The sequence below is a fragment of the Halobacillus salinarum genome, from assembly GCF_022919095.1.
In the GTDB taxonomy this organism is placed as follows: domain Bacteria; phylum Bacillota; class Bacilli; order Bacillales; family Halobacillaceae; genus Halobacillus_B; species Halobacillus_B salinarum.
This window is the reverse complement of record NZ_CP095073.1, coordinates 2,355,525-2,378,537: the sequence shown is the minus strand read 5'-3', so window position 1 is coordinate 2,378,537 and position 23,013 is coordinate 2,355,525. Positions and strand designations below refer to the sequence as shown.

The 23,013-nt window shown below is 41.8% G+C and carries 26 protein-coding genes; 1 reads left to right on the top strand and 25 read right to left on the bottom strand.

The genetic code is table 11. The features are described 5' to 3' along the window. Nucleotides 1–23 precede the first annotated feature (23 nt). The 12 genes from MUN89_RS12240 to MUN89_RS12185 all read right to left on the bottom strand — a co-directional run bounded on the left by MUN89_RS12240 (nt 24) and on the right by MUN89_RS12185 (nt 10,664). Nucleotides 24–560 (bottom strand): cell wall elongation regulator TseB-like domain-containing protein, encoded by a 537-nt coding sequence (locus MUN89_RS12240; protein WP_244708097.1) that lies wholly within the window; start codon nt 558–560, stop codon nt 24–26. After that, nucleotides 514–684: a YpmA family protein gene (locus tag MUN89_RS12235; protein WP_244708096.1), complete on the bottom strand. Its 171-nt coding sequence runs from the start codon at nt 682–684 to the stop codon at nt 514–516. The genes MUN89_RS12240 and MUN89_RS12235 overlap by 47 nt, the downstream gene beginning before the upstream one ends. A 122-nt stretch (nt 685–806) precedes the next feature. After that, a complete protein-coding gene (gene dinG / locus MUN89_RS12230) occupies nt 807–3,596 on the bottom strand; it encodes an ATP-dependent DNA helicase DinG (protein WP_244708094.1) in 2,790 nt (929 codons plus the stop codon). Between the two features lie 95 nt (nt 3,597–3,691). Further along, a complete protein-coding gene (gene panD / locus MUN89_RS12225) occupies nt 3,692–4,081 on the bottom strand; it encodes an aspartate 1-decarboxylase (RefSeq protein ID WP_244708092.1) in 390 nt (129 codons plus the stop codon). Nucleotides 4,082–4,101: 20 nt separating this feature from the next. After that, nucleotides 4,102–4,968 (bottom strand): pantoate--beta-alanine ligase, encoded by an 867-nt coding sequence (gene panC / locus MUN89_RS12220; protein ID WP_244708090.1) that lies wholly within the window; start codon nt 4,966–4,968, stop codon nt 4,102–4,104. After that, nucleotides 4,968–5,801 (bottom strand): 3-methyl-2-oxobutanoate hydroxymethyltransferase, encoded by an 834-nt coding sequence (gene panB / locus MUN89_RS12215; RefSeq protein ID WP_244708088.1) that lies wholly within the window; start codon nt 5,799–5,801, stop codon nt 4,968–4,970. Before panB ends, panC begins: the two co-directional genes overlap by 1 nt. Beyond that, a complete protein-coding gene (locus tag MUN89_RS12210; RefSeq protein ID WP_244708086.1) occupies nt 5,794–6,786 on the bottom strand; it encodes a biotin--[acetyl-CoA-carboxylase] ligase in 993 nt (330 codons plus the stop codon). Before MUN89_RS12210 ends, panB begins: the two co-directional genes overlap by 8 nt. Further along, nucleotides 6,762–7,976, bottom strand: coding sequence for a CCA tRNA nucleotidyltransferase (locus MUN89_RS12205; protein ID WP_244708084.1), 1,215 nt, complete (start codon nt 7,974–7,976; stop codon nt 6,762–6,764). Before MUN89_RS12205 ends, MUN89_RS12210 begins: the two co-directional genes overlap by 25 nt. After that, nucleotides 7,963–9,096 carry an N-acetyl-alpha-D-glucosaminyl L-malate synthase BshA gene (bshA, locus tag MUN89_RS12200; RefSeq protein ID WP_244708082.1) on the bottom strand — a complete coding sequence of 378 codons (1,134 nt, stop codon included), beginning with the start codon at nt 9,094–9,096 and terminating at the stop codon, nt 7,963–7,965. The genes MUN89_RS12205 and bshA overlap by 14 nt, the downstream gene beginning before the upstream one ends. A gap of 4 nt (nt 9,097–9,100) precedes the next feature. Then, a complete protein-coding gene (mgsA, locus tag MUN89_RS12195) occupies nt 9,101–9,517 on the bottom strand; it encodes a methylglyoxal synthase (protein ID WP_244708080.1) in 417 nt (138 codons plus the stop codon). A gap of 12 nt (nt 9,518–9,529) precedes the next feature. After that, nucleotides 9,530–10,330, bottom strand: a complete 801-nt coding sequence (dapB, locus tag MUN89_RS12190; RefSeq protein ID WP_244708078.1) for a 4-hydroxy-tetrahydrodipicolinate reductase — start codon at nt 10,328–10,330, stop codon at nt 9,530–9,532. Next, nucleotides 10,323–10,664, bottom strand: a complete 342-nt coding sequence (locus tag MUN89_RS12185) for a nucleotide pyrophosphohydrolase (protein ID WP_244708077.1) — start codon at nt 10,662–10,664, stop codon at nt 10,323–10,325. The genes dapB and MUN89_RS12185 overlap by 8 nt, the downstream gene beginning before the upstream one ends. A 155-nt stretch (nt 10,665–10,819) precedes the next feature. On the opposite strand from MUN89_RS12185, the gene MUN89_RS12180 reads away from it, so the two are divergent. Continuing rightward, nucleotides 10,820–11,695 carry a YitT family protein gene (locus MUN89_RS12180; protein ID WP_244708075.1) on the top strand — a complete coding sequence of 292 codons (876 nt, stop codon included), beginning with the start codon at nt 10,820–10,822 and terminating at the stop codon, nt 11,693–11,695. Between the two features lie 38 nt (nt 11,696–11,733). On the opposite strand, the gene MUN89_RS12175 is transcribed toward MUN89_RS12180, so the two are convergent. The 13 genes from MUN89_RS12175 to hisC all read right to left on the bottom strand — a co-directional run bounded on the left by MUN89_RS12175 (nt 11,734) and on the right by hisC (nt 23,010). Next, nucleotides 11,734–12,408 (bottom strand): zinc metallopeptidase, encoded by a 675-nt coding sequence (locus MUN89_RS12175; RefSeq protein WP_244708073.1) that lies wholly within the window; start codon nt 12,406–12,408, stop codon nt 11,734–11,736. A gap of 66 nt (nt 12,409–12,474) precedes the next feature. Next, nucleotides 12,475–13,191, bottom strand: coding sequence for a sporulation protein YpjB (locus MUN89_RS12170; RefSeq protein WP_244708072.1), 717 nt, complete (start codon nt 13,189–13,191; stop codon nt 12,475–12,477). Nucleotides 13,192–13,249: 58 nt separating this feature from the next. Continuing rightward, nucleotides 13,250–13,828: a lipoprotein heptaprenylglyceryl N-acetyltransferase LhaT gene (locus tag MUN89_RS12165; RefSeq protein WP_244713754.1), complete on the bottom strand. Its 579-nt coding sequence runs from the start codon at nt 13,826–13,828 to the stop codon at nt 13,250–13,252. A 75-nt stretch (nt 13,829–13,903) separates the two neighbouring features. Next, a complete protein-coding gene (locus MUN89_RS12160) occupies nt 13,904–14,803 on the bottom strand; it encodes a menaquinol-cytochrome c reductase cytochrome b/c subunit (protein WP_244708070.1) in 900 nt (299 codons plus the stop codon). Nucleotides 14,804–14,838: 35 nt separating this feature from the next. Further along, nucleotides 14,839–15,513, bottom strand: coding sequence for a menaquinol-cytochrome c reductase cytochrome b subunit (gene qcrB, locus MUN89_RS12155; RefSeq protein ID WP_244708068.1), 675 nt, complete (start codon nt 15,511–15,513; stop codon nt 14,839–14,841). A 3-nt stretch (nt 15,514–15,516) separates the two neighbouring features. Then, nucleotides 15,517–16,032 carry a QcrA and Rieske domain-containing protein gene (locus MUN89_RS12150; RefSeq protein ID WP_244708067.1) on the bottom strand — a complete coding sequence of 172 codons (516 nt, stop codon included), beginning with the start codon at nt 16,030–16,032 and terminating at the stop codon, nt 15,517–15,519. 130 nt (nt 16,033–16,162) lie between these two features. Then, nucleotides 16,163–16,618: a DUF2487 family protein gene (locus MUN89_RS12145; RefSeq protein ID WP_244708065.1), complete on the bottom strand. Its 456-nt coding sequence runs from the start codon at nt 16,616–16,618 to the stop codon at nt 16,163–16,165. Between the two features lie 79 nt (nt 16,619–16,697). Continuing rightward, nucleotides 16,698–17,261: a ReoY family proteolytic degradation factor gene (locus MUN89_RS12140; protein ID WP_244708063.1), complete on the bottom strand. Its 564-nt coding sequence runs from the start codon at nt 17,259–17,261 to the stop codon at nt 16,698–16,700. 29 nt (nt 17,262–17,290) lie between these two features. Further along, complete coding sequence (locus MUN89_RS12135) at nt 17,291–18,547, bottom strand: tetratricopeptide repeat protein (RefSeq protein ID WP_244708062.1); 1,257 nt, start codon at nt 18,545–18,547, stop codon at nt 17,291–17,293. Between the two features lie 21 nt (nt 18,548–18,568). Next, nucleotides 18,569–19,441, bottom strand: coding sequence for an amidohydrolase family protein (locus tag MUN89_RS12130; protein WP_244708060.1), 873 nt, complete (start codon nt 19,439–19,441; stop codon nt 18,569–18,571). Nucleotides 19,442–19,505: 64 nt separating this feature from the next. After that, on the bottom strand, nt 19,506–20,792 hold the full coding sequence (aroA, locus tag MUN89_RS12125; protein ID WP_244708058.1) for a 3-phosphoshikimate 1-carboxyvinyltransferase: 1,287 nt from the start codon (nt 20,790–20,792) through the stop codon (nt 19,506–19,508). 17 nt (nt 20,793–20,809) lie between these two features. Continuing rightward, nucleotides 20,810–21,907, bottom strand: coding sequence for a prephenate dehydrogenase (locus tag MUN89_RS12120; RefSeq protein ID WP_244708056.1), 1,098 nt, complete (start codon nt 21,905–21,907; stop codon nt 20,810–20,812). Beyond that, complete coding sequence (gene hisC / locus MUN89_RS12115) at nt 21,907–23,010, bottom strand: histidinol-phosphate transaminase (protein WP_244708054.1); 1,104 nt, start codon at nt 23,008–23,010, stop codon at nt 21,907–21,909. The genes MUN89_RS12120 and hisC overlap by 1 nt, the downstream gene beginning before the upstream one ends. Between the last annotated feature and the right edge of the window lie 3 nt (nt 23,011–23,013).

The following is a 23,013-nucleotide window of genomic DNA, read 5'->3' as shown; positions in this document are numbered from 1 at the left end:
ATTTCCTTCACTCCTCTATTTCATTAATTTGTCCTCTTAAAAGCAAACCGCTGCTGAAACTTGTTTCCATCAGGAAGGTAATAATCCAGAACATATCTGTCCTTGTTATCAATATAAGTGATCTCATAAACAGGCTTGCTCTCTTCATATCCTAATTGAATATCTTTTAATTGACATGCATTGCAGGATGAAGCCCATTTTTGTTTCATTTGGCTTAAAGAAATGATTGAATCTTCGGGAAGTATCTTTACTATTTTTTTATCCTTCACATCGAGAAACACCGTCAACTTAGTAGAACTATTCGTTTGCCCGCGTACAATATGTACGGTTGATGCCCCATTATAACGACTGATTTCTTCTACTTTTGTTAAATCTGTTTTCTCAACAGCGATTTTTTTGGCCTGGTCAAATTGACTGGTTCGGTCCTGCTCAATTTGTACATACATCCAAATAAAGAAACATCCAAATAAAAGAATGAGTACAACGAGTGTACCTATGAACCATTTCAGCCAATTAGGTACGGTAAATCGTGAAGACTGCTGTATCATTGTCCTCTTCATCAAGCGCCAGTCCAAACATTAGATTTTCTTCTTTCAAAGTACGGTTCAACGTATCGACCACTTTATACAAATCATCAGAGTGCTGAATACGTATCGTTGATAAAGTCTCTATTTTATTCGCCATTCTCGATATCCTCCATTGTTAAGCTGCCATGATAGAAGGGGAGTTTTCCCTTCTCATTAGTTATTAATTATAACAGGTTCCTGAAAGTTTTTTGATAGTTGTGTTGAATTTCTTCTATTCTCCTACAGCCATTTTTCAATCCGTTTAATTAACCGTGAAGTAGACTGATAATGAACAGGTACCTGCGGAATGGAAGAAAGAAAATATTTTCCATATTTAGCTTCCATCAGCCGCTTATCACATACGAATACAATTCCACGGTCTTTCTTTGACCTTATTAAACGGCCAAACCCTTGTTTAAATCTGATAATCGCTTGAGGAAGAGAGCGTTCCATAAAGCCATTTCGTCCAGCTGATTTTAATTGTTGATCCCTTACTTTCTGAAGAGGCTGGTCGGGAGGTTGAAAAGGAAGCCTGGCGATGACGACACAAGCCAGATCATCCCCCGGGATATCAACTCCTTCCCAGAAAGAACTGGTACCTAGCAGGATCGACTGGTCGAAAGCCTGAAAATTCTTTTTCAAGCGTTCCCGGCTGCCACTGGAGACTCCTTGGGCAAATATCATAAATTCCTCCGGATCAATACATTCTTTTAATATCTGGTAAGTCTTTTTAAGCATGGTATAAGAAGTGAACAGCACGAGCATTCTGCCTTTGGTCACTTGGGCAAGCGAATAAACAGCTTCCCCTAGAGCAAGGATAAATTCTTCTTCATTCTGTTTAATATCTGGAAAATCATCAGGAACCATCAGCTGGACATGCTCATTAAACTGATAAGGAGAAGGAATGGAAAGCTCTAGAAGCTGCGCATTTTTGTTAAAACCCATACTTCCTTTCATGTAATTAAAGCTGTTGTGAGTAGTTAAAGTAGCACTCGTTAATACAATACTCTTCTTTTTCATGAATAACTGAGTTTGGAGATTTTCCGCTAAATCCATGGGTTCACTGAACAAGAAGATTACATTTGCAGCACCATCTCCATCAATTTCTATCCACTTCACTTGATTTTGATCATAGTTAAAATATTCCTTCAGCTTTTTACGCCAACTCTCCAAAGAATTCTTTTGACTGGAAAATCTGGAGCTGATAATTTGAGCTGCTTTCTCTCCCAATAGGATCCGTGGTTCCAATTGATTTATTATTTGTTCAATCCCTCTGTTTAAACGGTTAAGTTTAGCTGTAAAACGATCAAGCATTTCCGCAGCCACTTCTAAAAATGCGGGTGGTTCAGCTTGTGGAAGAAGGTATTGGATCCTGCCAATATCGCTCTTAGCTTTTCCTTGATTCTGCCGTTTCACCTGTTGAAACATGTAGCGCGAAAAAGCATTTAACTCTTCTTTTGCCCCTTCAATAGCCAGCCTGCACTCGTCTCCACTGAAAATCAGTTGGTTGGTTTCCCCTGTCAGTCCCCAGGATTGCACATGAAACAGCTCATTGAATTGACTTAACTGCCTTTGAAGCTCTGTATAACTGAATTGCAGCCCAAATTGACGACTGGCAATGGATTCAAAATGGTGAGCCTCGTCAATGACTGCTCTTGCATATTCAGGTAACCTCTCTTCCTCACTCATTAAATCCATACAAAAGAGAGAATGATTGGTAATAATGAGATCTGCTTGCTCTGCTTTCATTAAAGCGAGCCGGTAAAAAGAGTACTGCTCAGATGATACAGACGGTATTCTGGCTGCTTGTTCAGCAGAAACCTTATGCCAGAATTGCTGTCCGCTTGAAGGGAGTTGAATTTCGTCAGCATCACCAGTCACTGTTTCTGTCAGCCAGACTAGAAGGATGGCTTTCGTTAAGGCTTCGTCGTAATTATCCTGATGGGATCTCTCCAGTTCATAACTGAAGTGACTAAGACTAATGTAGTGGCTTTTCCCTTTAAAGACAGCGGCATTCACTTTTCGATTAAAAAGCTTCTCGACTTTTGGAATTTCTTCTTTTAACAATTGCTGCTGCAGGCTGGTAGTGTGCGTGCTTATGACAACCCGTTCCTTATGATTACACGCATAATACAAGGCACTTAACAAATAAGCAACGGATTTCCCTGCGCCTGCTCCTGCTTCAATAAACGCATGCTTATTTTGGGTGAAAGCCTCATATACAGCTTGGGACATTCTTTTTTGTCCTTCTCTTGGTTCATAATCATTCATCAAGCTGCTCAAGCCTTTTGGAGCCTCATATGCATGAGCGATCCACTCTTGAAATCCCGTCAGCTGAGATGCGTTTGAAAGGATGGAGGTGGGTACTTGACGGACGGGGATGCCTTGCCACAGCTCAAACTCTTTGAAATCAGAAGACTCGTAACGGTGAACGTCAATGGCATCCTTGAGTAATCCGTAAAGATTGCTTTTTAATTTACTTTCCACCTTAAGTAAGTGGATCAGCGTTCGTTCGGGGAGTTTTCTCATTTTCTCAAGCAGATACTGTAGTAATGAACTCGTCACTTGAGCGTCTGCCAGTGCCCTGTGAGGCGTGCCATGCAGGATGCCTAATTCCTGGGCGAGCTGTCCAAGTTTGAAACTTGATGCGGACGGCAGCATAATTCTCGCCAATTCAACCGTATCAACAACTGGATTATGTAATGGAGACAGCCCGCTCAGCTTGAATTCCTCATTGATAAAACTGAGATCAAATTCAATATTATGAGCAACAATGCACGCACCATTGAATAATTGGTGCACCTCTTCTGCGATTTCATTAAAGAGAGGGGCATCAAGTACATCTTCCTCTTTTATTCCTGTTAATGAGGTGATAAAAGGAGGGATTTCCCTTTCAGGATAGACAAGACTCGAAAACTCTTGAACCTTCTTCCCATCCTGAAGTATAACGATGCCTATCTCTATAATGCGGTCTCCTTTAGAAGCAGCATTTCCCGTGGTTTCTAAATCAAAAATGGCAAACTTAGTCATCAAATAACCCTCTCTCATTCGTTACCACTTCTTGCAAAAAGGAAGGACCTTGCCGTTATGGCTAAGATCCTTTCCCCATCAGATTTCATTCACCTCTACATTGGCAAAGCGGTTAACGGCGGCTCTTCTTCTACGATTTCCTGTACTTTGTTTCCTTCACCCATAATCGCAATTTTCGGCCTGAAATCTGCTAATTCTTCTTCACTAATCATGGCGTAGGAAACAATAATTACAATATCATCAGGCTGAACCAGTCTTGCCGCAGCTCCATTAAGACAAACGACTCCGCTGTCTCTTTCGCCAGGAATGACGTAGGTTTCCAGTCTTGCCCCATTATTATTATTAACAATCTGAACTTTCTCATGGGGTAATATTCCGACTTCATCCATTAAATTCTGATCTATAGTTATACTTCCTACATAGTTTAGATTCGCTTCCGTTACACGTGCACGGTGGATCTTTGCTTTCATCATGGTGCGAAACATGTGATTTCCTCCTTGAATTCTTATCCTTGTGAAATCGTTCCAGTCTCGTCAAAAATAACATTATCGATCAGTCGCGCTTGTTGATAATTCACCGCAGCCGCAAGGATTACCTGGCGATCAATCTCCTTTACTGGCTCGAGCTCTGGATAAGATAATAATTCAACATAATCTATTCTACCATGAGTTTGGCTTTCAAGAAACTTCTTCGTTTCCTTTACGATTTGTGCAGGATTTTTTGTGCCGTCCGCCACCATCCCGTTCCCTTTTTTAAGAGCTTTTTGAATAAAAGGGGCCTCCTTGCGCTCCTGCTGGGATAAACGAACGTTTCTGCTGCTTTTTGCAAGACCATCGTTTTCCCTGATCGTCGCAACACCGACTAATTCAATTGGAAAATTAAAATCTTGGATAAGCGCATCGACTACAGCCAATTGCTGAGCGTCCTTTAAGCCAAAATAAGCTTTTGTCGGCTGACAGATATTAAACAACTTCGTCAGAACGGTGACTACGCCTTCAAAATGTCCGGGACGGCTTCGTCCACACAGGACGTCTGCTCTCTTGTCAACTGAGATACTAAGCGATAAAGGTTGTGGATACATGGTATCTCTTGATGGTAAAAAGACGACATCTACTCCGTTTTCTTCCGCCAGCTGCATATCTCTCTCTTCATCCCTTGGATACGTATCCAAATCTTCACCGGCTCCAAACTGTAGAGGGTTTACAAATATACTGAGGATGACGATATCATTCTGCTTGCGTGCTTCTTTTATCAACTGCAGATGCCCTTCATGTAAATAGCCCATTGTAGGGACAAATCCAATTGTTTTACCGTTCATAAAATATTCTGAAGAAGTACGCTGCATTTTTTCAATCTTATGAATGACTTGCATTACGATTCACCTTCAATGTCCTCGAGCAGTGATGGATCCATAGTGAAAGTGTGCTGTTCTTCAGGGAAGGCTTCTGATTTCACGTCTTTTACATAAGATTCTACAGCTTCCCCAAGTAAATGATTACTATCTATATAGGTCTTTACAAATTTCGGTAATTTATCAGAGCCGTACTGTAAGATATCGTGGTAGACGAGAACTTGTCCATCACATTCCTTTCCTGCGCCTATACCAATAACCGGGATTTCCAGTTTTTCAGAGATTACTGCTGCAAGCTGACGCGGCACGCATTCCATTACGAGTGCAATTGCACCAGCAGCTTCCACTGCCTTAGCTTCGTCGAGCAAAGTTTTTGCCGTTTGCTTATCTTTTCCTTGGACCCGATAACCGCCGAGAACATTTACTGACTGTGGTGTTAGTCCAAGATGTCCGACCACAGGGATACCTGCTTGAGTCATTCGGCTTACGACTTCCAGGACTTCCCCGCTGCCTTCTACTTTTAAAGCCTCTGCTCTTGTTTCCTGATACAGCCTTCTTGCATTTAGGAGAGCATCCTCAACTGAAACATGGTACGTCATAAACGGCATGTCTACAACCATATAAGTATCAGGTGCCCCTCTTCGTACAGCCTTCCCATGGTGAATCATGTCATCTAACGTTACTGGTATCGTTGAATCATAACCAAGGACAACGTTTCCCAGGCTGTCTCCCACCAGAATCATGTCAGCTCCAGATTTCTCAGCCATTAATGCTGATGGATAATCATAAGCCGTAATCATAGCAATCTTTTCCTTCTTTTCTTTCATTGTTAATAATTTTGTCCTATTAAGCATGATATCCTCCTTCTCCCCAATGAATCTCAGCAGAATAAAGTTTCTCTTCATTGCCGGAATCATCTCTTGCTAGCAGCGCACCATCTGGTTCAATTCCTACTAAAAACGCTTTCCACGAACGTTTCATTGTCGAAATTTTAACTTCTTCTCCAATACGGTAGCCATAATGCTCCCAGATACTTTTAACATGTTCAAAACCAGAATCCAAATATTGATCATAAGTCTGTTCAAATAAACGCAGTATATGTTGAATGACTGTTTGAACTTCCCATGTTTTGTTGGACTCAATTTTTAAAGATGATGCTTTATGGCGGATTTCTTCAGGAATTTCATCTTCTTCCTGATTTACGTTGATCCCGATCCCTAATACTACGTACTGAATTTGATCCTGCTCTGCCTGCATTTCCGTAAGAATGCCGGAGATTTTTTTGTGATTTACTAAAATATCATTGGGCCATTTAATTTTAGGGTCCAATTCAGAGTAGTGTGAGATTAATTCCGCGAGAACTGTTGCTGCAAGTAAAGTAAGTTGGGGGGCCTGGATCGGGGCAAGTTCCGGACGAAGCAGGAGGCTCATCCAAATGCCTTTTCCTTTAGGTGAGTGCCAAGGTCGCGACATTCTTCCTTTACCTTTTACTTGCTCATCGGCTACTATCACTGTCCCATGCGGCTTCCCCTGTTTAGCCATTCGATGAGCTATGGCTTGGGTGGATTCGACCTGATCGTAGTGGTGCAGCTCCTTACCAATCCATGAAGTTTCCAATCCCCACTGCAGCGTATTTTCACTAATCTTATCTGGATAACTGATAATTTTATAGCCTTTACGCTGGACGGCCTCTATTTGGTAACCATCTTTTTTTAATTCATTCATATGCTTCCAAATGGCGGTCCTCGAAATATTTAATTGATCTGATAACTCTTGGCCAGAAATATGTTCCTTCTGTTTTTCTAAAATATTTATTAATTGCTTTCGGGTGGATTCCATTGGTCGGCCCACTCCTTTAATTCACTATATTTATTTTTTATTCTTCTTTCTACTACAAGCCGTTCGAGCTGACCCATGCCTCGCTGAATCCATGGTCCTTTAGCGAGGTGGTCCTTTGTATTTATTAAATCTTCAGCATGAAATGCCAATTCTTTTTGAGAATGAATCGGCAAGGAATGGTAAATGTCATCCATCTCTTTGGTTAACTCATGCTTTCCTGCCAAGTCCAACGCAGCAGCGACATTTTGAAAAGATTCATAAAGATCTTCGGATAGCTGGTAAACAAGCCAGGGAGTAAGTCCATTGGATTTCTTATAATTAACTATAGAGTTAAGAATCTCTGCGGCTGAATGTCCAGTACGATTAGACAGTTTCCACTCAGTTTTCCATCGCTTAATCGTCCAGGAAGGTTTAAGAAAACAGAAAAATGCCGCCAGCTCCTTAAAAGACTTCAGCGGCTGCTTAGGAAGATTGTTTAGAAGGCTGGGATCTTCCTTAAATAATGGCAGGCAACGGGCAACACCGGAATCTAAGAGCAACGGTACAGTCTTTCTGAAACCCGCGCCGCCATAAAGTTTTTCCAACTCCAAGGCTGTTCTTTCGATGGCAATATGTTCAAGCAAAGAAGATTGAATCTTGATAGCTGCCAATGTCTTTTCTTCAATGGTGAAGTTTAATTGACTTGCAAATCGCAACGCCCTCATGATTCGAAGCGGATCTTCATTAAATCTGACCGAAGGATTTCCAACCGAAATGATTTCTTTTTCCGCAAGAGACTTCTGCCCGTTAAAAGGGTCAATGACATTCCCATATTGATCAAGCGCCATTGCATTCATCGTAAAATCACGACGAGCTAAATCCTCTTTTATCGTTTTGACAAATACCACTTCGTCTGGATGACGGTAATCCTTATAACCTGTTTCTGTTCGATACGTAGTTATTTCAAACGATTCCGATTCAAACCTTACTAAGACAGTGCCGTGTTCAATCCCCACTGGTATAACTTTATCAAAAATTTTCTGGATTTTCTCCGGCGGGAAGGATGTCGCTAAATCGACATCCCCGATCGGCCGCTCTGCCAAATAATCCCTTACTGCTCCGCCTACGATATAAGCTTCCCCTCCACAACTCTCTATTCGATCAATGATCTTAACAGCTTTTTGAAATTTGGGGTGATTAAGTGGATTCATTCGATAACACCCGCTCATAAAGATCTTCATATTGTTCCAAAATTTTGGAGGATGAGAATTTTTCGGTTACATTTTTTTGGGTGTATTGAGAAAAGTTTTTTAGCAGCGAAGGATTTTTTAATAATTGAACAGCCATTTTTGAAATCTGCTCAATATTCCCTAATTCTGCGATGTAGCCAGATTCACCATGATCAATAACTTCTGGAATTCCCCCGACATTCGTACCAATACATGGAACACCACAGGCCATTGCCTCAAGAAGAACAAGGCCGAAGCTTTCTTTTTCAGACAATAGCAGCATGAGGTCTGAGATCGAAAGCAATTCACTTACTTGGTCCTGTTTTCCTAAGAACAATACTTGATCCTCCAACCCTAAGTCTTCCACAAGCTGATGACAATAAGAATATTCAGGTCCGTCGCCGACAAGCAGAAGTTTAGCTGGAACTTCTTTTTGGACCCGGGCAAATGAATGAATAACATCAGGTACTCGTTTTACTTTCCTGAAATTAGAAACATGGATGATCACTTTCTCATCCGGGTGAATATTGTATTCCTTTTTCAAACCATCATTTTCAATACGTCGGTACTCTCTCTCGTCAACAAAATTATAAATTACTTCCATTTCCTTGTTTGTATCAAGCATTTCCCTCGTTTGCTGAACAAGACTGTTGGAAACCGCAGTGACCCGATCTGATTGTTCGATCCCGAACTTAATCATCTGTTTTAAGCTTCTATCGATTCCTAAAACTGTGATATCTGTACCGTGAAGGGTAGTAATAATCTTTACGTCACGTTTAGCCATTTGCTTGGCAAGTATGGCACATATGGCATGGGGCATGGCATAATGCATGTGCAGAATATCGAGTTTTTCGCAATTGGTCACCTCGGCCATCTTATTAGCCAGAGCTAAATCATACGGAGGATGCTGGAAGACGGGATAGCTGTTTACTTCCACCTCATGATAATAAATATTTGGATATACCCGGTTTAATCGAAAAGGGACCTGGGTGGTTATAAAATGGATTTCATGCCCTTTTTCAGCGAGTAATTTACCTAATTCCGTTGCAATTACTCCTGACCCTCCTACCGTTGGATAGCAGGTTATTCCTATCTTAGCCATATGTTCACTCCTGATCTGTCTTGGTTTCTTTTACATACGCCCGCCATTTGATATCTCCGCGGTCTAAAGCGCGTATTAAAACTTCCGCTCCTCCAAGATTTGTAGCCAATGGTATTTGATGGACATCACAGAGACGGAGCAGTGCTGTAATATCCGGTTCGTGAGGCTGTGCGGTTAAAGGATCCCTGAAAAAGATGACGACGTCCATTTCATTTTCAGCAATTTTTGCTCCAATCTGCTGGTCACCGCCTAACGGACCTGACAGAAAACGTGTCACTTGCAAATCAGTCGCTTCTGAAATTTTCTTCCCGGTAGTTCCTGTTGCAAACAGCTTATGTTTTCCAAGAATGACTTTATAGGCGGTAGTGAACTGGATCATATCCTCTTTCTTTTCATCATGAGCAATCAATGCAATATTCATTCGGATTCCCTCCTATTCAAGCAGATGTTCAAGCCCATAAACGAGGACATCGAGCTTCATTACTTCTTCCGCAGCTAATTTAACTCCACTCATAAAGGATTCACGGTGATGAGAGTCATGTTTAATCGTAAGTGTCTGTCCCAGGCCGCCAAACACGACTTCCTGATGGGCAACCAATCCTGGCAGCCTCATACTGTGGATTTTGATACCATCTACGTCGGCACCTCTCGCTCCTTCGATCGTTTCTTTTTCATCAGGGTGTCCCTGCTGGTGGGACGGCCTGACCTCTTGAATGAGCTCTGCTGTTTTGGCAGCAGTTCCAGAAGGAGCATCCAGCTTTTGATCATGATGTTTCTCAATAATTTCGACATCAGGAAAATGTTTAGCTGCCCATTTGGAAAATTGCATCATCAGTACTGCTCCTACAGCAAAATTTGGCGCAATCACTGCTCCGAGCTGCTTTTCTTCCGCTAGTTCACGAAGCTCCTCCAGTTGTTCTTTCGTATAGCCTGTTGTTCCGACTACCGGCCTTACTCCATTTTCCAAGGCAAGTTTTGTATGGGTATAGGCAAATTCAGGCGTTGTTAAATCTACGAGAACATCTGCTTGTAATTCCTGTAAGCAGACTTCTGCATCTGTATAGATCGGCGCATCCAGATTTGGAAGTCCATCAATATCTTTGATCAGCAGGCCGTCATTCTTCCGATCAATACAGCCTGCAAGTTCAAAAGTATCCTCCCTGTCGATCATCTTCACAGCTTCTAGTCCCATTCTTCCACGTGGTCCTGCTACAATTATTTTTATCTTACTCACCTTCATCAACTCCTTCCTTTAGTGTCCACCTCTCCTTATCGCGAGACTCTATTTTGCTCATTGACCTCTCAAAGGCGCGAGATAGATCCATGTCCAATGAATTTGCAAAACAAGTAAGAACAAACAAAACATCTCCTAATTCTTCTTCAAGCGCCTTATCCTGTTCAGTGGCTTTTTTCGGCTTTTCACCGTAGAGATGGTTTATTTCACGTGCTAGTTCTCCTACTTCTTCTGTAAGTCTCGCCTGCATGCTCAGAGGAGAAAAATAACCTTCTTTGTATTGCGATATGTAATCATCTACTCTCTTTTGTATTTCTTTCGTTCGGTAATTCATCGAATCATACTCCTTTATCCTCTTATAGGTCTTCTTAAATGGTAGCCAAAAGGGGAGCGTTTGACAAATTTTTTAATTATGACGTAATGGATTGCTGCTTATTGCAGAATTGACTATAATGTAAGTCGTTGTGAATACCTTGGAGGTGAACAAAATTGAAATTATTTGGTTTGAAAATTCAAAATGTAATTGGCATTATCATAGGTTCTGCTATTTTTTCCTTTGGACTCGTTCATTTTAATATTCAAAATGAACTTGGAGAAGGCGGTTTCACTGGAATAACGTTATTACTATTATACTTATTTCATTGGGATCCTGCTGTCATGAACATCGTTTTAAATATCCCTGTATTACTCATTGGCTGGAGAATACTAGGAAGAAATACATTCATTTATTCGTTAATCGGTATAGTTGCGGTCTCCATATTTATTCACCTATCTCAAAAATATATGATTCATATCGATTTGGCGAATGATTTAACTTTAGCTGCATTATTCGCCGGCGGCTTTATTGGAGTAGGTTTAGGAATTATTTTCAGATATGGAGGTACCACCGGTGGAGTGGATATCATCGCTCGTCTGTTGCATAAATATTTAGGCTGGAGTATGGGAAGGGCAATGTTTGGTTTTGATGCGATCGTTATCTTTGTTTCCGTGATCACGTACTTGAATCCAATTAAAGGGATGTACACGTTAGTGGCTGTGTTTGTAGGTGCCAGAGTCATTGATTTTATCCAGGAAGGGGCCTATTCAGCTCGCGGGACGACAATTATCTCCAGTAAAAGTGAATCGATCGCAGCAACGATTCTTGCGGAAATGGACCGTGGCGTTACTGTTTTACAAGGAAGAGGTTCTTTCTCTGGAGAAAGCAGAGACGTCCTGTATTGTGTGATTGGCAAAAATGAAATCGTCAGGTTGAAGTCGATTATTAATACGATCGATCCTCACGCGTTCGTCGCGGTCAGTCACGTACATGATGTGATTGGCGAAGGATTCACTCTGGATGAAAATAAGAACCCCATTACGGATTAAAAAAACCCTCGAATCCGGTTTCGGATCGAGGGGATTTTTTAGTCTTCACTCATTCCTACGAACATAAAGACAAAACGCAGCAGTTCAGCCACTGCAACCAACGCGCCTGCCACATAAGTCATAGCGGCAGCATTCAGTACTTTTTTCGTTTTCCGCTCTTCATCATTTCTAATAATTCCGGTTGATACAAGCTGGTTCATCGCGCGGCTGGAAGCGTCGAATTCAACAGGCAGAGTGATCAACTGGAAGAGCACCGCTGCTGCAAAAAAGACAATTCCCGCAAGTGCAAGTCCTGTCATTTGTAACAGAAAGCCCCCAATAATGAGGAAAATGGAAATGTTTGAACCAAAAGTAGCTACCGGCACGAGAGCACTTCTAAAGCGCAGGAAAGCATAATCCTGAGCATCCTGGATGGCATGCCCAACTTCGTGCGCAGCAACCGCTGCGCCTGCTGCAGAACGTCCATGGAAATTATTAGACGATAAACGGACTACTTTTGAACGAGGATCGTAGTGATCTGACAGCATGCCCTTGACTTCTTCAACACCGACATTATACAATCCGTTGTCATTTAATATCTTTCTAGCCACTTCTGCACCTGTCATAGCTGAAGAAGTAGGAACCTTTGAATACTTTTTAAACGTAGATTTGACTTTTGACTGAGCCCATAATGGGATGATCAGAATCAGAGCAAAATATATGAGAAAACTCATGTTCATTCCTCCGTCTTGATGTTAATTGCTTGCTTGATTTAATTTTATTCAAAGCCGTCCAAAAAATCAACTAATTGAGTTATCCCGTACTTTATTTTTTTCCTTTTCCGCTATAAATTTTCTTATGCCGACATAGGCAAGAGTCAGCAAAATGGCTCCGATCACAAAGATCGCTGTAATAAGAAACGCCTCTTTGTCCAGAACAGCAGGGTGTTCCCTTATCAACTCATTTAAAGAGAACACGAGTTGTTCTCTCGTACTATCAGAGTTCTGAAGCTTCCATTCTTCCAGGCTTGAGCTGAATTGTTTTAGACCGGCAGTTGAATAAAAAACAGAAGCAGTAGGCTTCAAAGCTTCCCAATCGGAAACGAGCTCAGTAGAGGTAATCGTTTGTTGTTTTAATTGATTTTCCCAGTCTTTAAAGATTTCATTTACTTTTTGGGCTGGGTCCTCAAAGCTTAACGTATCCATATATTTAAGAAAAGGTTCCGCTTCCTTAAGCGTAAGCGGAGTCCCCTCATTATGATTTAGCAAAGGTGTTACTAATTTCTGCCATACTTCTCGTTGTTTGACCGGAAGGGTTTCTGTATATTTTTCCATGTCCGGTAGACGATTATTCAGCATTCGATCTGCAAGTTCAACTTTTCCATCATTAACTAATAAGCGGTACTGCGAAACAAAAGAATCCCAATCATTACTTTTAGTATTCATCTGTCCATAAGTAATCAGCGGCATAAGCGTGAAGATAACGGTAATAAAGCTTAAGAGCATAGCCCGTCCCAATCCGCTTCTCCCCCTTCACATTCTGTCTTATGGTCAGTCTATGAACGAGTGGACAAGTTTAGACCGTTTCTTCAGCTTTTGCCTTCATTGCTAGATAACTAATCCATATAGAAAGAATACTCAGCCAGAAGGTAAAATATCCGATTTCCTTCATATGGTCTGACAAAGCAGGGTATACAGGCATCTGATCGAAAACGTAGTCGATAATATCATTGTGAAGGATAATGATGGCAGCTACCATTAAATGGCGCCAATTAAAGCGGTAAAAAGGTGCGTAAAGTAATCCTTGCACAGCCATGGCCCCGTGAGATACTACCAGCATATAACCAGTCCACGGGATGCTTCCAAGTTCTACAAGGGTAAGTCCATTCATCACCACTGCCCAAACGCCGTATTTAAATAAAGACATCACGGCCAGAGCTTCTATATATGGAACGTGTTTTTTAAAAAGAAAAAAACCGAGAAATATGGTAAAGAATAAACTAGCCGTTGGACTATCCGGTACAAAAGCAAGAAAAACAGGATCTGTTTGTGAAAGCTGGTATCCATACCAATAATACCCATAAACAGTTCCTAGTAAATTTATAACAAAAAGCAGGATCAAAAACGTGCGATCCGTTAATATGTAGGAGAGCATTTTTTTCATAATTTTTCCTCCGTTAACAGAAAAACCGCGCTCTGAAAGGAGCGCGGCAATCGTCACCTATGTGTATTATTTTTCGGAGCCTGATTCTGATTCTTTCTTCTTAGCTCCGCTTTCAGATTTGGAACTTTCATCAGATCCTGGACCCGGCTCTGTGCCCGTATCTGATTTTTCAGAACCGCTTGATTCACCGCCGCCTGATCCAGCGCTAGCTACAAATTCAGCAAGCTGCTGAAGCTCCTTGTCTGAACCTTTAAATACGCCTGAAGGCATTTGGCCGATTCCATTAACGGCAATATCTTTAATTTCGTCTACGGATTTCTCTGAAGCTACAAGTGAAGGATAGTTTCCTTGTCCTTGCAGGGAATCTCCATGACAGTTAATACAGCCGCTTTTTTCATATAGCTTATAGCCATCTGATTCTTTATCGATATCAGATTCAACAGCTTCTATGTTTACTCCGTATTTCTCAGCACGGGTTTCATAGTCAGCGTGATGGGCAGCTTCCAGCGTCAGCCAGAACGATAAAGCAAAAGCCAACAGCATTAAGCTTACTGAAATCGGACGCTTCAACGGATTCCGCTCAGGTCCCCGATCAAGAAACGGTGCCAACAGTAACGCACCAAAAGCTAAACCTGGCATGACGATGGCACCAAGAACAATGTAGTTTCCGCCTGCGTACTGATATTTTAGAAATTGGTATAAAAACAGGAAATACCAGTCCGGCAGCGGGATGTAGCCCGCGTTCGTAGGATCTGCCTGCTGTTCTAATGCCGCTGGGTGAGCCGCTGTCAGGATTAAAAACCCGATCAGGAACACAGCACCAACTAACCATTCCTTCAGAAGGAAGTTCGGCCAGAAGGCTTCCGTACGCCCAGGGTATTCTGAATAATCTTTTGGTAAATTCGGCTTTTGGTCAGCGCTAATTCTTGAATCGCCGACAAATTTCATACCTTTTCCCCTATGCACAGCTTTCCCTCCTTTTTGGAATCACTTTTAATAAGTTACAGTGGTCCGGAAATCCCTTGTTTGCGGATCAATATGAAGTGTACAGCCATTAACGCAAATAAGGCTCCCGGCAGGAAGAATACGTGAATCGCAAAGAAGCGGGTTAATGTTTGTGCACCTACAATAGATGGATCTCCAGCGAGAAGCGTTCGAATCTCATCCCCAATAAATGGAGCAGATCCAGCAATCTCAAGACCTACTTGAGTCGCAAAGTAAGCTTTGTTATCCCATGGCAGCAAATAACCGGTAAAACCCAGTCCCAGCATAATGAAGAATAACAGCACTCCTACAACCCAGTTAAGTTCACGAGGCTTCTTGTAAGCGCCTTGGAAGAATACACGTAATGTATGTAAGAACAGCATTACGATAACTAAACTGGCACCCCAATGGTGCATCCCGCGAACGATTTGCCCATAGGCTACTTCTTTTTGCAAATAGTAGACCGACTTCCAAGCATTTTCAATATCCGGTACATAATACATCGTCAAAAACATTCCGGATAGAATTTGGATGACAGTGATAAAAAATGTTAAACCGCCAAAACAATAAACAAATGCAGAAAAATGGTGGGCAGGATTTACATGCTCAGGAACCTCGTGATCAGCGATATCTCGCCACAACGGGGTTACATCCACGCGCTCATCCACCCAGTCGTAAATTTTCTGAAGCATGAATTACGCCCCCTTTCTAGGTTCTCTAGGTATTGCGTCTCCAAGGTAAAGCATGCCATCTTTTACTTTGTGCTCGTACACTGCAAGTGGTGCAGTCGGCGGAGTTCCTGCGATATTAATTCCTTCCTTCGTATACCGCCCTCCGTGACAAGGACAATGGAATTGCTCTGGATGTGACTTATCTGAAGCCCAGTCCACTGTACAACCCAGATGCGTACAAATAGGTGAGAGCGGAACTATGTCACCGTTTTCATCTTTGTACACCCAAGCTGTTTTTTGCACTTTTGATTCATACCAGGCGTCTACTTGATCAATGCTCCAGTCAAAACGCTTCGGTTCATTGGTCAATTCATCAACGGAAACAACGGAGTGATATGTACCTTTTTCCGTCGGCTCTAGCAGAGGATCAATTGCAAATCTTACCATCGGTGCAAGCATTCCGGCCGCCATAAAACCACCTACACCCGTTAACGTGTAGTTCAAAAATTGACGGCGGGAAACTCGTTTTCTATCGCTCATTCTTTTCCCCCCTCTATGCAGTAATCCAACTAACATGGATATTACACACAGTTTACTAGGACATTCTCATGATAGCGCAATCTCAAGGCTTGGTCAATAAAATCTGGAAGCATCTCTTAAGTTTTCATTGTTACCAATATCCTTGAATTAATTCACTAATCAATGGTACTTGTTCTTTTACGAATGATTGAGTTTCAGAACTTTGGATATCTCCATCCGACAGACCCGGGATCCAAATGAGATCAGCCTCTAATTCCCGTTCATGCTTCTTCCATTTAGCATCAAATGTAAAAAGGAATATGTATTGAAATGGCTGCTTATTAAACCGACTCACCCATTCATTTAATCTCGATACTTCCTTTTTAGAAAAGCCATCTAAATAATTATACTCTGGTGCCAGAAACAGACGGCCCTTAAATTCTCTCTCCATTAAACTGGTAAATACTTGATTCAGTTCACGTTGGAACCCATGTTTGATCATCCGCTCGTCTGCCGAGGGATCAAAAGCAATTAATGGAATAAGTACTGTATCAATATAAGGCTTTTCAGGCAGGTAATTGGATATATCATTTTTCGTCCACTGCATCTAGTATTCCCCCTTTCTTCTTTTTCATTAATTGTACTAAAAATCTGCAAAAAGAAAAGCCGGAGGGTATGTCCCCGGCTTATTGCATAAAGGTATTGAGCTCTTGATTCACCTGGTTTAAGTTTTCACAAAGACTTCTGAAAGTGTCACGATCCCCATTCTGCAGGGCTTTGTCAATTTTCAATTCCAGCTGCTTTTTCCGGTGCTGCAGCAGACTGTGGGACAAAAACCTTCCTGCTTCATTTTTATCACGGTCATTTAAATAATAATCTTTCGGCAGATAGGGGTTCTCTTCGAGTACAAGGGCGTATTTGGAACATTGCTGAGCTTTTTCAAAATTCATTTGGATGTACACAGGTTCCTTCTGGTTCATTCTTAAGTCGTGAAATGATTTTTCTGCATCATTTGTCATAACCTGTCCTTTATAAAACCTGAACGGCGGATCGGATACACCTTGGGCACTGATTTCCATACCTCTTGGACAAAATTTGACTTCTTGTACAAAATGGACACAAGACAACAAGGTCTCATGGTTCATAAGATAATTAAGAATCCAAACACTTTCCCTTTTTTTCAACTGATAATGATTAAGAAACCACCGAACAAAATCCTTTTTTTCATCTATGGAAATTGGTGTTTGCATTGGCGCCCCTCCTGCGCTTAGTGATCGCTCTAATCTTCTTCTCTCAACCGCCCGATAAACTCTTCTATTTCCGTATCTGACGGATCGATCGCCAGATACTCTGTAAATACCTTTTCAGCCTCTTTCATGCGGCCTTCTTCTACAAGAAAGTAACCGTACTCTTTTAAGAAATCAACATCCTCTTTTAAGGAAGGATATGCATTTTGGTAATGTGTGCTGGCTTCTTCAAAATTCTCTAATTCCTCATAAGACTTAGCTAGTTCCCAGAGGTAATGAGGGTCTTCCTCACCGAGGGAAATTAATTGCTGTATTAACTCAATGACGGATTCATAATCATCGTCGGCTTTGTAGTTTTCGATGAGAAATAATACGGCTTCTTTATACCCCGGATCAAGTGCTACAGCCTCTCTTATAAGCTGATAACCCTCTTCTTTATTCCCCTGCTGGTGGGAAAGCGTTCCTGCCAAATGGTACAGTTCTTTATTGAATTCATCTTTAGCCAGTCCCTTTTTAGCCATATCCAAAGCCTGTTTAGGCATACCTTCCGCTTCGTAGGCTTTCGCTAAATGTGGGTAAACCGATTGGAAATACGGATCCTTTTCGATCAGCCTTTCCCAGACATTAATAGCGATATCATGTCTTAATGCCTGAAATGCAACGAAGCCATAGCGGAACATCACATCAGGGTTTTCTTCCTCTACGCTTTGAAAGTACTCCAATGACTTCTCAAATTCTCCGGTAGCCGCATAAGCTTCCGCGAGTCTTGTTGCAACTTCAATATCTCCTATGACAGGCTGGTGATGCAAAGCATTTTCATAAAAAGGGATGCTTTTATTATATTCTCCATTAGAAAACGAGAGTTCTCCTAATGCAAAATCAATCACTGCTTCATTAGGTGCCGCCTGCTTTGCTTCGAGCAGCTTCTGTTCAGCTACTTCAAACAGTCCTTGAGACTGGTATAAATCTGCCAGTTGAATGAGTGCCTGCAGGTAATCTTCGTCTTCCGGGCCAAACTGGTTTAGTAATTCAATTGCTTCATCGTCTTCATCGAGGTCGATGTGCAATTCTGCCATCATGACTTTCAGTTCCTGCTCTTTCGGATAGCGCTGGATAAGTTCCTGTAATATTAACTTGGCTTCTTCAAGCATCCCCCATTGAATAAACAATTCAGCGATGGTAAAACGCTCTTCTTCATCCGCTTCCGGCAGATACTGCTGCAATGTATTAAGTGCATCTTCCGTCTGATGAGCTTCCATCTGACGGATGGCTTTTTGAATTTCCTCCATGATGACATCCTTTCTAGTCCTTTAAACAAAATGCTGATAAACGGTGATTCTCTGATACTCTCCTGACGCAGTAGGTTCAACTTGCTGCTGCACTTGAATGACTTTTCCACGCATAATGGTTACGTCTGGAATAGCATTATGATAAATGAATGGGTCCTCTCCATCAAATATCTTGTTTTCAGGCTGCCAATACAGGTTATAATCTGCATAGCCTCCTGGCCTGAATCCGCCTTTATTAGGATAAATACCAGTATCCCTCAAGTTCTGCTTGGTTAAAAGTTCAGCTTCCTGTATATCTGATAACTTTATGATACCATATTGTTTACAAATTTCAGGCCATAAATAATTGAGAAGATATGTCGAATTTTCCTCGCTTCTAAGTGTAACGGTCAGTGGAATTCTCTTATAAGATTGTGCCTGTGTCAGCCACCCCCAAGGTACATCTTGAACGTCCTCTGCTGAATCTAATTCAATCTGAATAAATGGACAGCCTTCCTTTGCAAAAAAACGAACCATATCAGGTTTGACAAAAGCTGATGGAATAACAGGAACAATCATAAAGTCAACGGGAAGCTTGGGAAGCTGCTCTAAAAAAGCAGCATAATCGGCACGGAAGCGGCGTATGCTAGAAACTGGGTGCTGAAGGAGTAAGAGGGTGCATCCTCTTTGTATGTAGTGCTCACAGGTGTCTTGAATAGAAGAGGAACACCAGACAGGGCTGTTAAAATCAATCATTACATGACCTGGAGAAACAAAAAAACCTTCACTATTCATCTTCCCAACTTTTGCTTGGCCAATGACTTCACGGACGAAACGGTCTTTATTTACAGTTAGTTCGCCGATTTTACATTGATCTTCTTCTTCAAGAAAAGTACTAAAGCAATAAGCTCCCATACGCCAAACCTCCAAATAGGTTTTTTATATCGTATGAGAGCAGGTTTAAATCTATGAAATTTAATTACAAAAGCCCATGTAAATCCTCAAAGAAGTTCGGGTAGGAAATATTAATACATTCCTTGTCCGCAATCGAGACCTTACTGGTAGTAATCAATGAGGCAATGGCACCCATCATGCCAATCCGATGGTCACCATAGGAATGCAGCTCTCCCCCATGAAGCGGAGTAGGTCCATGGATAGCCAGACCATCTTCTCTAGTTTCCACATTTGCCCCTAATTGAGTCAGGTTATGAGCAACGGCTTCAATCCGATCCGTTTCTTTAACACGCAGTTCTTTTGCGTCTTTTATTATCGTTGTTCCTTCCGCTTGAGTAGCAGCTAGAGCAAGTATTGGGATTTCATCTATTAAATTGGCAATAAGATCGCCTTCCAATGTAATTGCTTTTAAGGAACTATGTGAAATACGCATGTCTCCCACCGGTTCTTCTCCTACATAAGAAGTAATGGTTGTTTCTATCGCTGCCCCCATTTTTTCAAGTGCCTGAACGACCCCATTTCTCGTAGGATTCAGCCCTACATTTACGATGTTCAGATCACTGTTTGGAGTAATCGCAGCACCTACTAGGAAAAAGGCTGCGGATGAAATATCTCCAGGTACTTGAAAGTCAGCCCCTTGCAGTTGCTGCCCTCCTTTAACCGTAATAGATGCACCTTTCGTTTGAACTTCAGCTCCAAATAGTGGCAGCAGCATTTCGGTATGATTTCGAGTCCTGCCCTGTTCCACTACGGTAGTCTCCCCTTCTGCTAGTAAGCCAGCAAGCAGCAACGCAGATTTCACTTGAGCACTTTTTACTTGCAGTTGATGGATCCGCCCTCTTAGTTTCTTACCTTCAAAGGCTAACGGGAGGTAAGATGCCTGCTCCCTGCCGCGAATTAAGGCTCCCATTTCACTCAGAGGCTGAACAACACGATCCATTGGCCGCCTGGATAAAGATTGGTCCCCAAATGCTGTGGTAAATAAAGGAAGGCCTGCCAACACCCCGCTCATAAGTCTTGCAGTGGTACCTGAGTTTCCAAAGTTAATCGGAACAGCAGGTTCCTTTAGGGCGTCTATACCGTTCCCGTGAACAGTGAGGCAATCCTTCTCCTTAGTAATCTCCACTCCCATCTGCCTGAAGGCTTCCACCGTTCTAAGGCAGTCCTCCCCAGTGAGAAAATTGGTTATATGGGATACACCTTTGGCAAGTGATGAAAAAATAACTGCTCGGTGGGAAATGGATTTATCACCGGGAACTTTCAACCTGCCTGTTAATCCTTTTTTTGCAGGTTCAAGCACTAACGTTGACATGGACTATTCCTCCTTATTTACTGCTCCAGCATTACCTCATATTGATCTTCTTCTAAAAGCTGTTTGCTTTTCAGCTGTTCCTCATTAGTAGAAAAGCTGATTCTTAAAACACCAGTTATTCCTTCACGCACTTCTAATATTTCAATATTTTTAATACTGATCGAATGTTTAGCCAAAAGACCAATGACATCATGAATGGCACCAGGCTGGTCGTGGATATCTACATAAATATCATAAAAGGCTGGTATGGCCCCTCTTTCTCTTACAGGAAGCCCGTCCCGGTAGCTTTTGGCCGTTTGTAAGTATTCAAAAGTGTGTTCACTTAGCTCCTCCTGTAAATACGCCTGCACTTTTTTCATTTCCACGATCCAATCGTCAAGCATGGATATTAACAGCTGACGATTCTGAAAAAAGATATCCTGCCACAGTTTAGGATTGCTTGAGGCAATTCTTGTAATATCCTTAAATCCCCCTGCTGCTAAATGCTCCAAATAAGGATGTGTAGCCTGCCAGTTCTTTGCCTGGTGAACGAGGGAAGAAGCGATTAAATGAGGAAAGTGGGAGATAACCGCTGTCATTTCATCGTGTTCCTGAGAAGAAAAAATAAGGAATCTCGCCTCTGTCTCTGAAAATAGTTCCTTGAGCAGATCAGCTTCTTTTTGACACGCATGTGTAGAAGGGGTTAATACATAGATGGCATTCTCAAACAAATGCGGTTTTGCGGCCGTGTATCCTTGTTTATGAGACCCTGCCATCGGATGTCCCCCCACAAATGCCAGATTGGGGTTCGATAGATTTTCTGCTGCTTTTAAGACATTGTTTTTAACTGAAGAAACGTCTGTAATCACTAGTTTTTTTTCTATGATCATATGATTTAGTTGCTCAATATAATTGATGGTAATGGCAATTGGGGTGGCAAGCACCAGGACATCAGCCTGTTTGACTCCCGCTTCAAAATTTGTGGCGATCTCCTGAATTACCCCTTGCTTTTTTGCCATTTGCATCGTGTCATAATCTTCGTCCAAACCTATGACATGTACATGTTCTTTTTTCGCGATATTCATGGCAAGGGACCCTCCAATGAGTCCAAGGCCGACAATAAAAACCTGCTGCATTACTGTTCACCGGAAGCTACTTTAGCCAGCTTTCCTTTTATTTCATCTTGAATTCTTATCATATCGTCTTTCTTTCCTATCGTGAGCCTGATCGTATTCGGAAGTCCCAGAGCTTCGCCTGAACGGACAATAAACCCTTTAGATAGTAAATGTTCGAACATTTCATCACCGCTGATAGGCAGGTGAATTAAAACAAAGTTCGCTTCACTTGGATAATAATCCATCCCCTGGTAATCGCAAAATTCGATAAGCGCTTGTTTATTTCTAAGGTTTTCTTCTGTGGTTTTCTTAATAAATTCCTGGTCTTCAAGAGCCAGGATCGCTGCTGCTTGTGCAATAGTTGAGGTATTAAACGGTTCTCTTGCGGGTTCAAGTGTTTGAATAATCTCTTTAGAAGACACTCCATAACCAATACGTAAGCCAGCAAGACCGTATGCTTTTGAGAAGGTCCGCAAAACGATTAAATTAGGATACTTCTCCAGAGCAGCAAGTGAATCAAACGCATCTTCTGCTTTTAAATATTCATAGTAAGCTTCATCAAGCACTACAAGGACATGATCAGGGCACTGGTTCAATACGTCTGTCAAGGATTGATGATCGATATGGACCCCGGTAGGATTATTCGGAGTGCAAATCCATAATACACGAGTGAATTCATCTATTTGTGCAAGCATTTCATTTAAATCATGGTGCCCTTCCTGAAGAGGAACCTCTCTCACTTCCGCTCCTTCAATAAGAGCATTATGACGGTACTGAGGAAAAGTAGGGGCCGCCATGATCGTGTTGGACCCGGGTTCTAAAAAGGTACGGCAAATTATTTGAACGACTTCGTCCGAACCGTTACCGAAAATTAACTGCTCTTGATCCACATGGAGAAAATCAGCTACCTTTTGACGGACTGCGGCAGCATAGCCATCAGGGTAAATTTCCAAATTGGCGATTAATTTCGGAAGCTCTTCCTTAACTCGATCAGAAAAACCATGAGGATTTTCATTAGAGGCTAGCTTTACAATATGATTCAGACCATATTCTTTCTTCACCTCTTCAATTTGTTTGCCCGGTTTATAAGGGGTCATTTCCTTCAAAATATCCTTTGCTTTCATAAG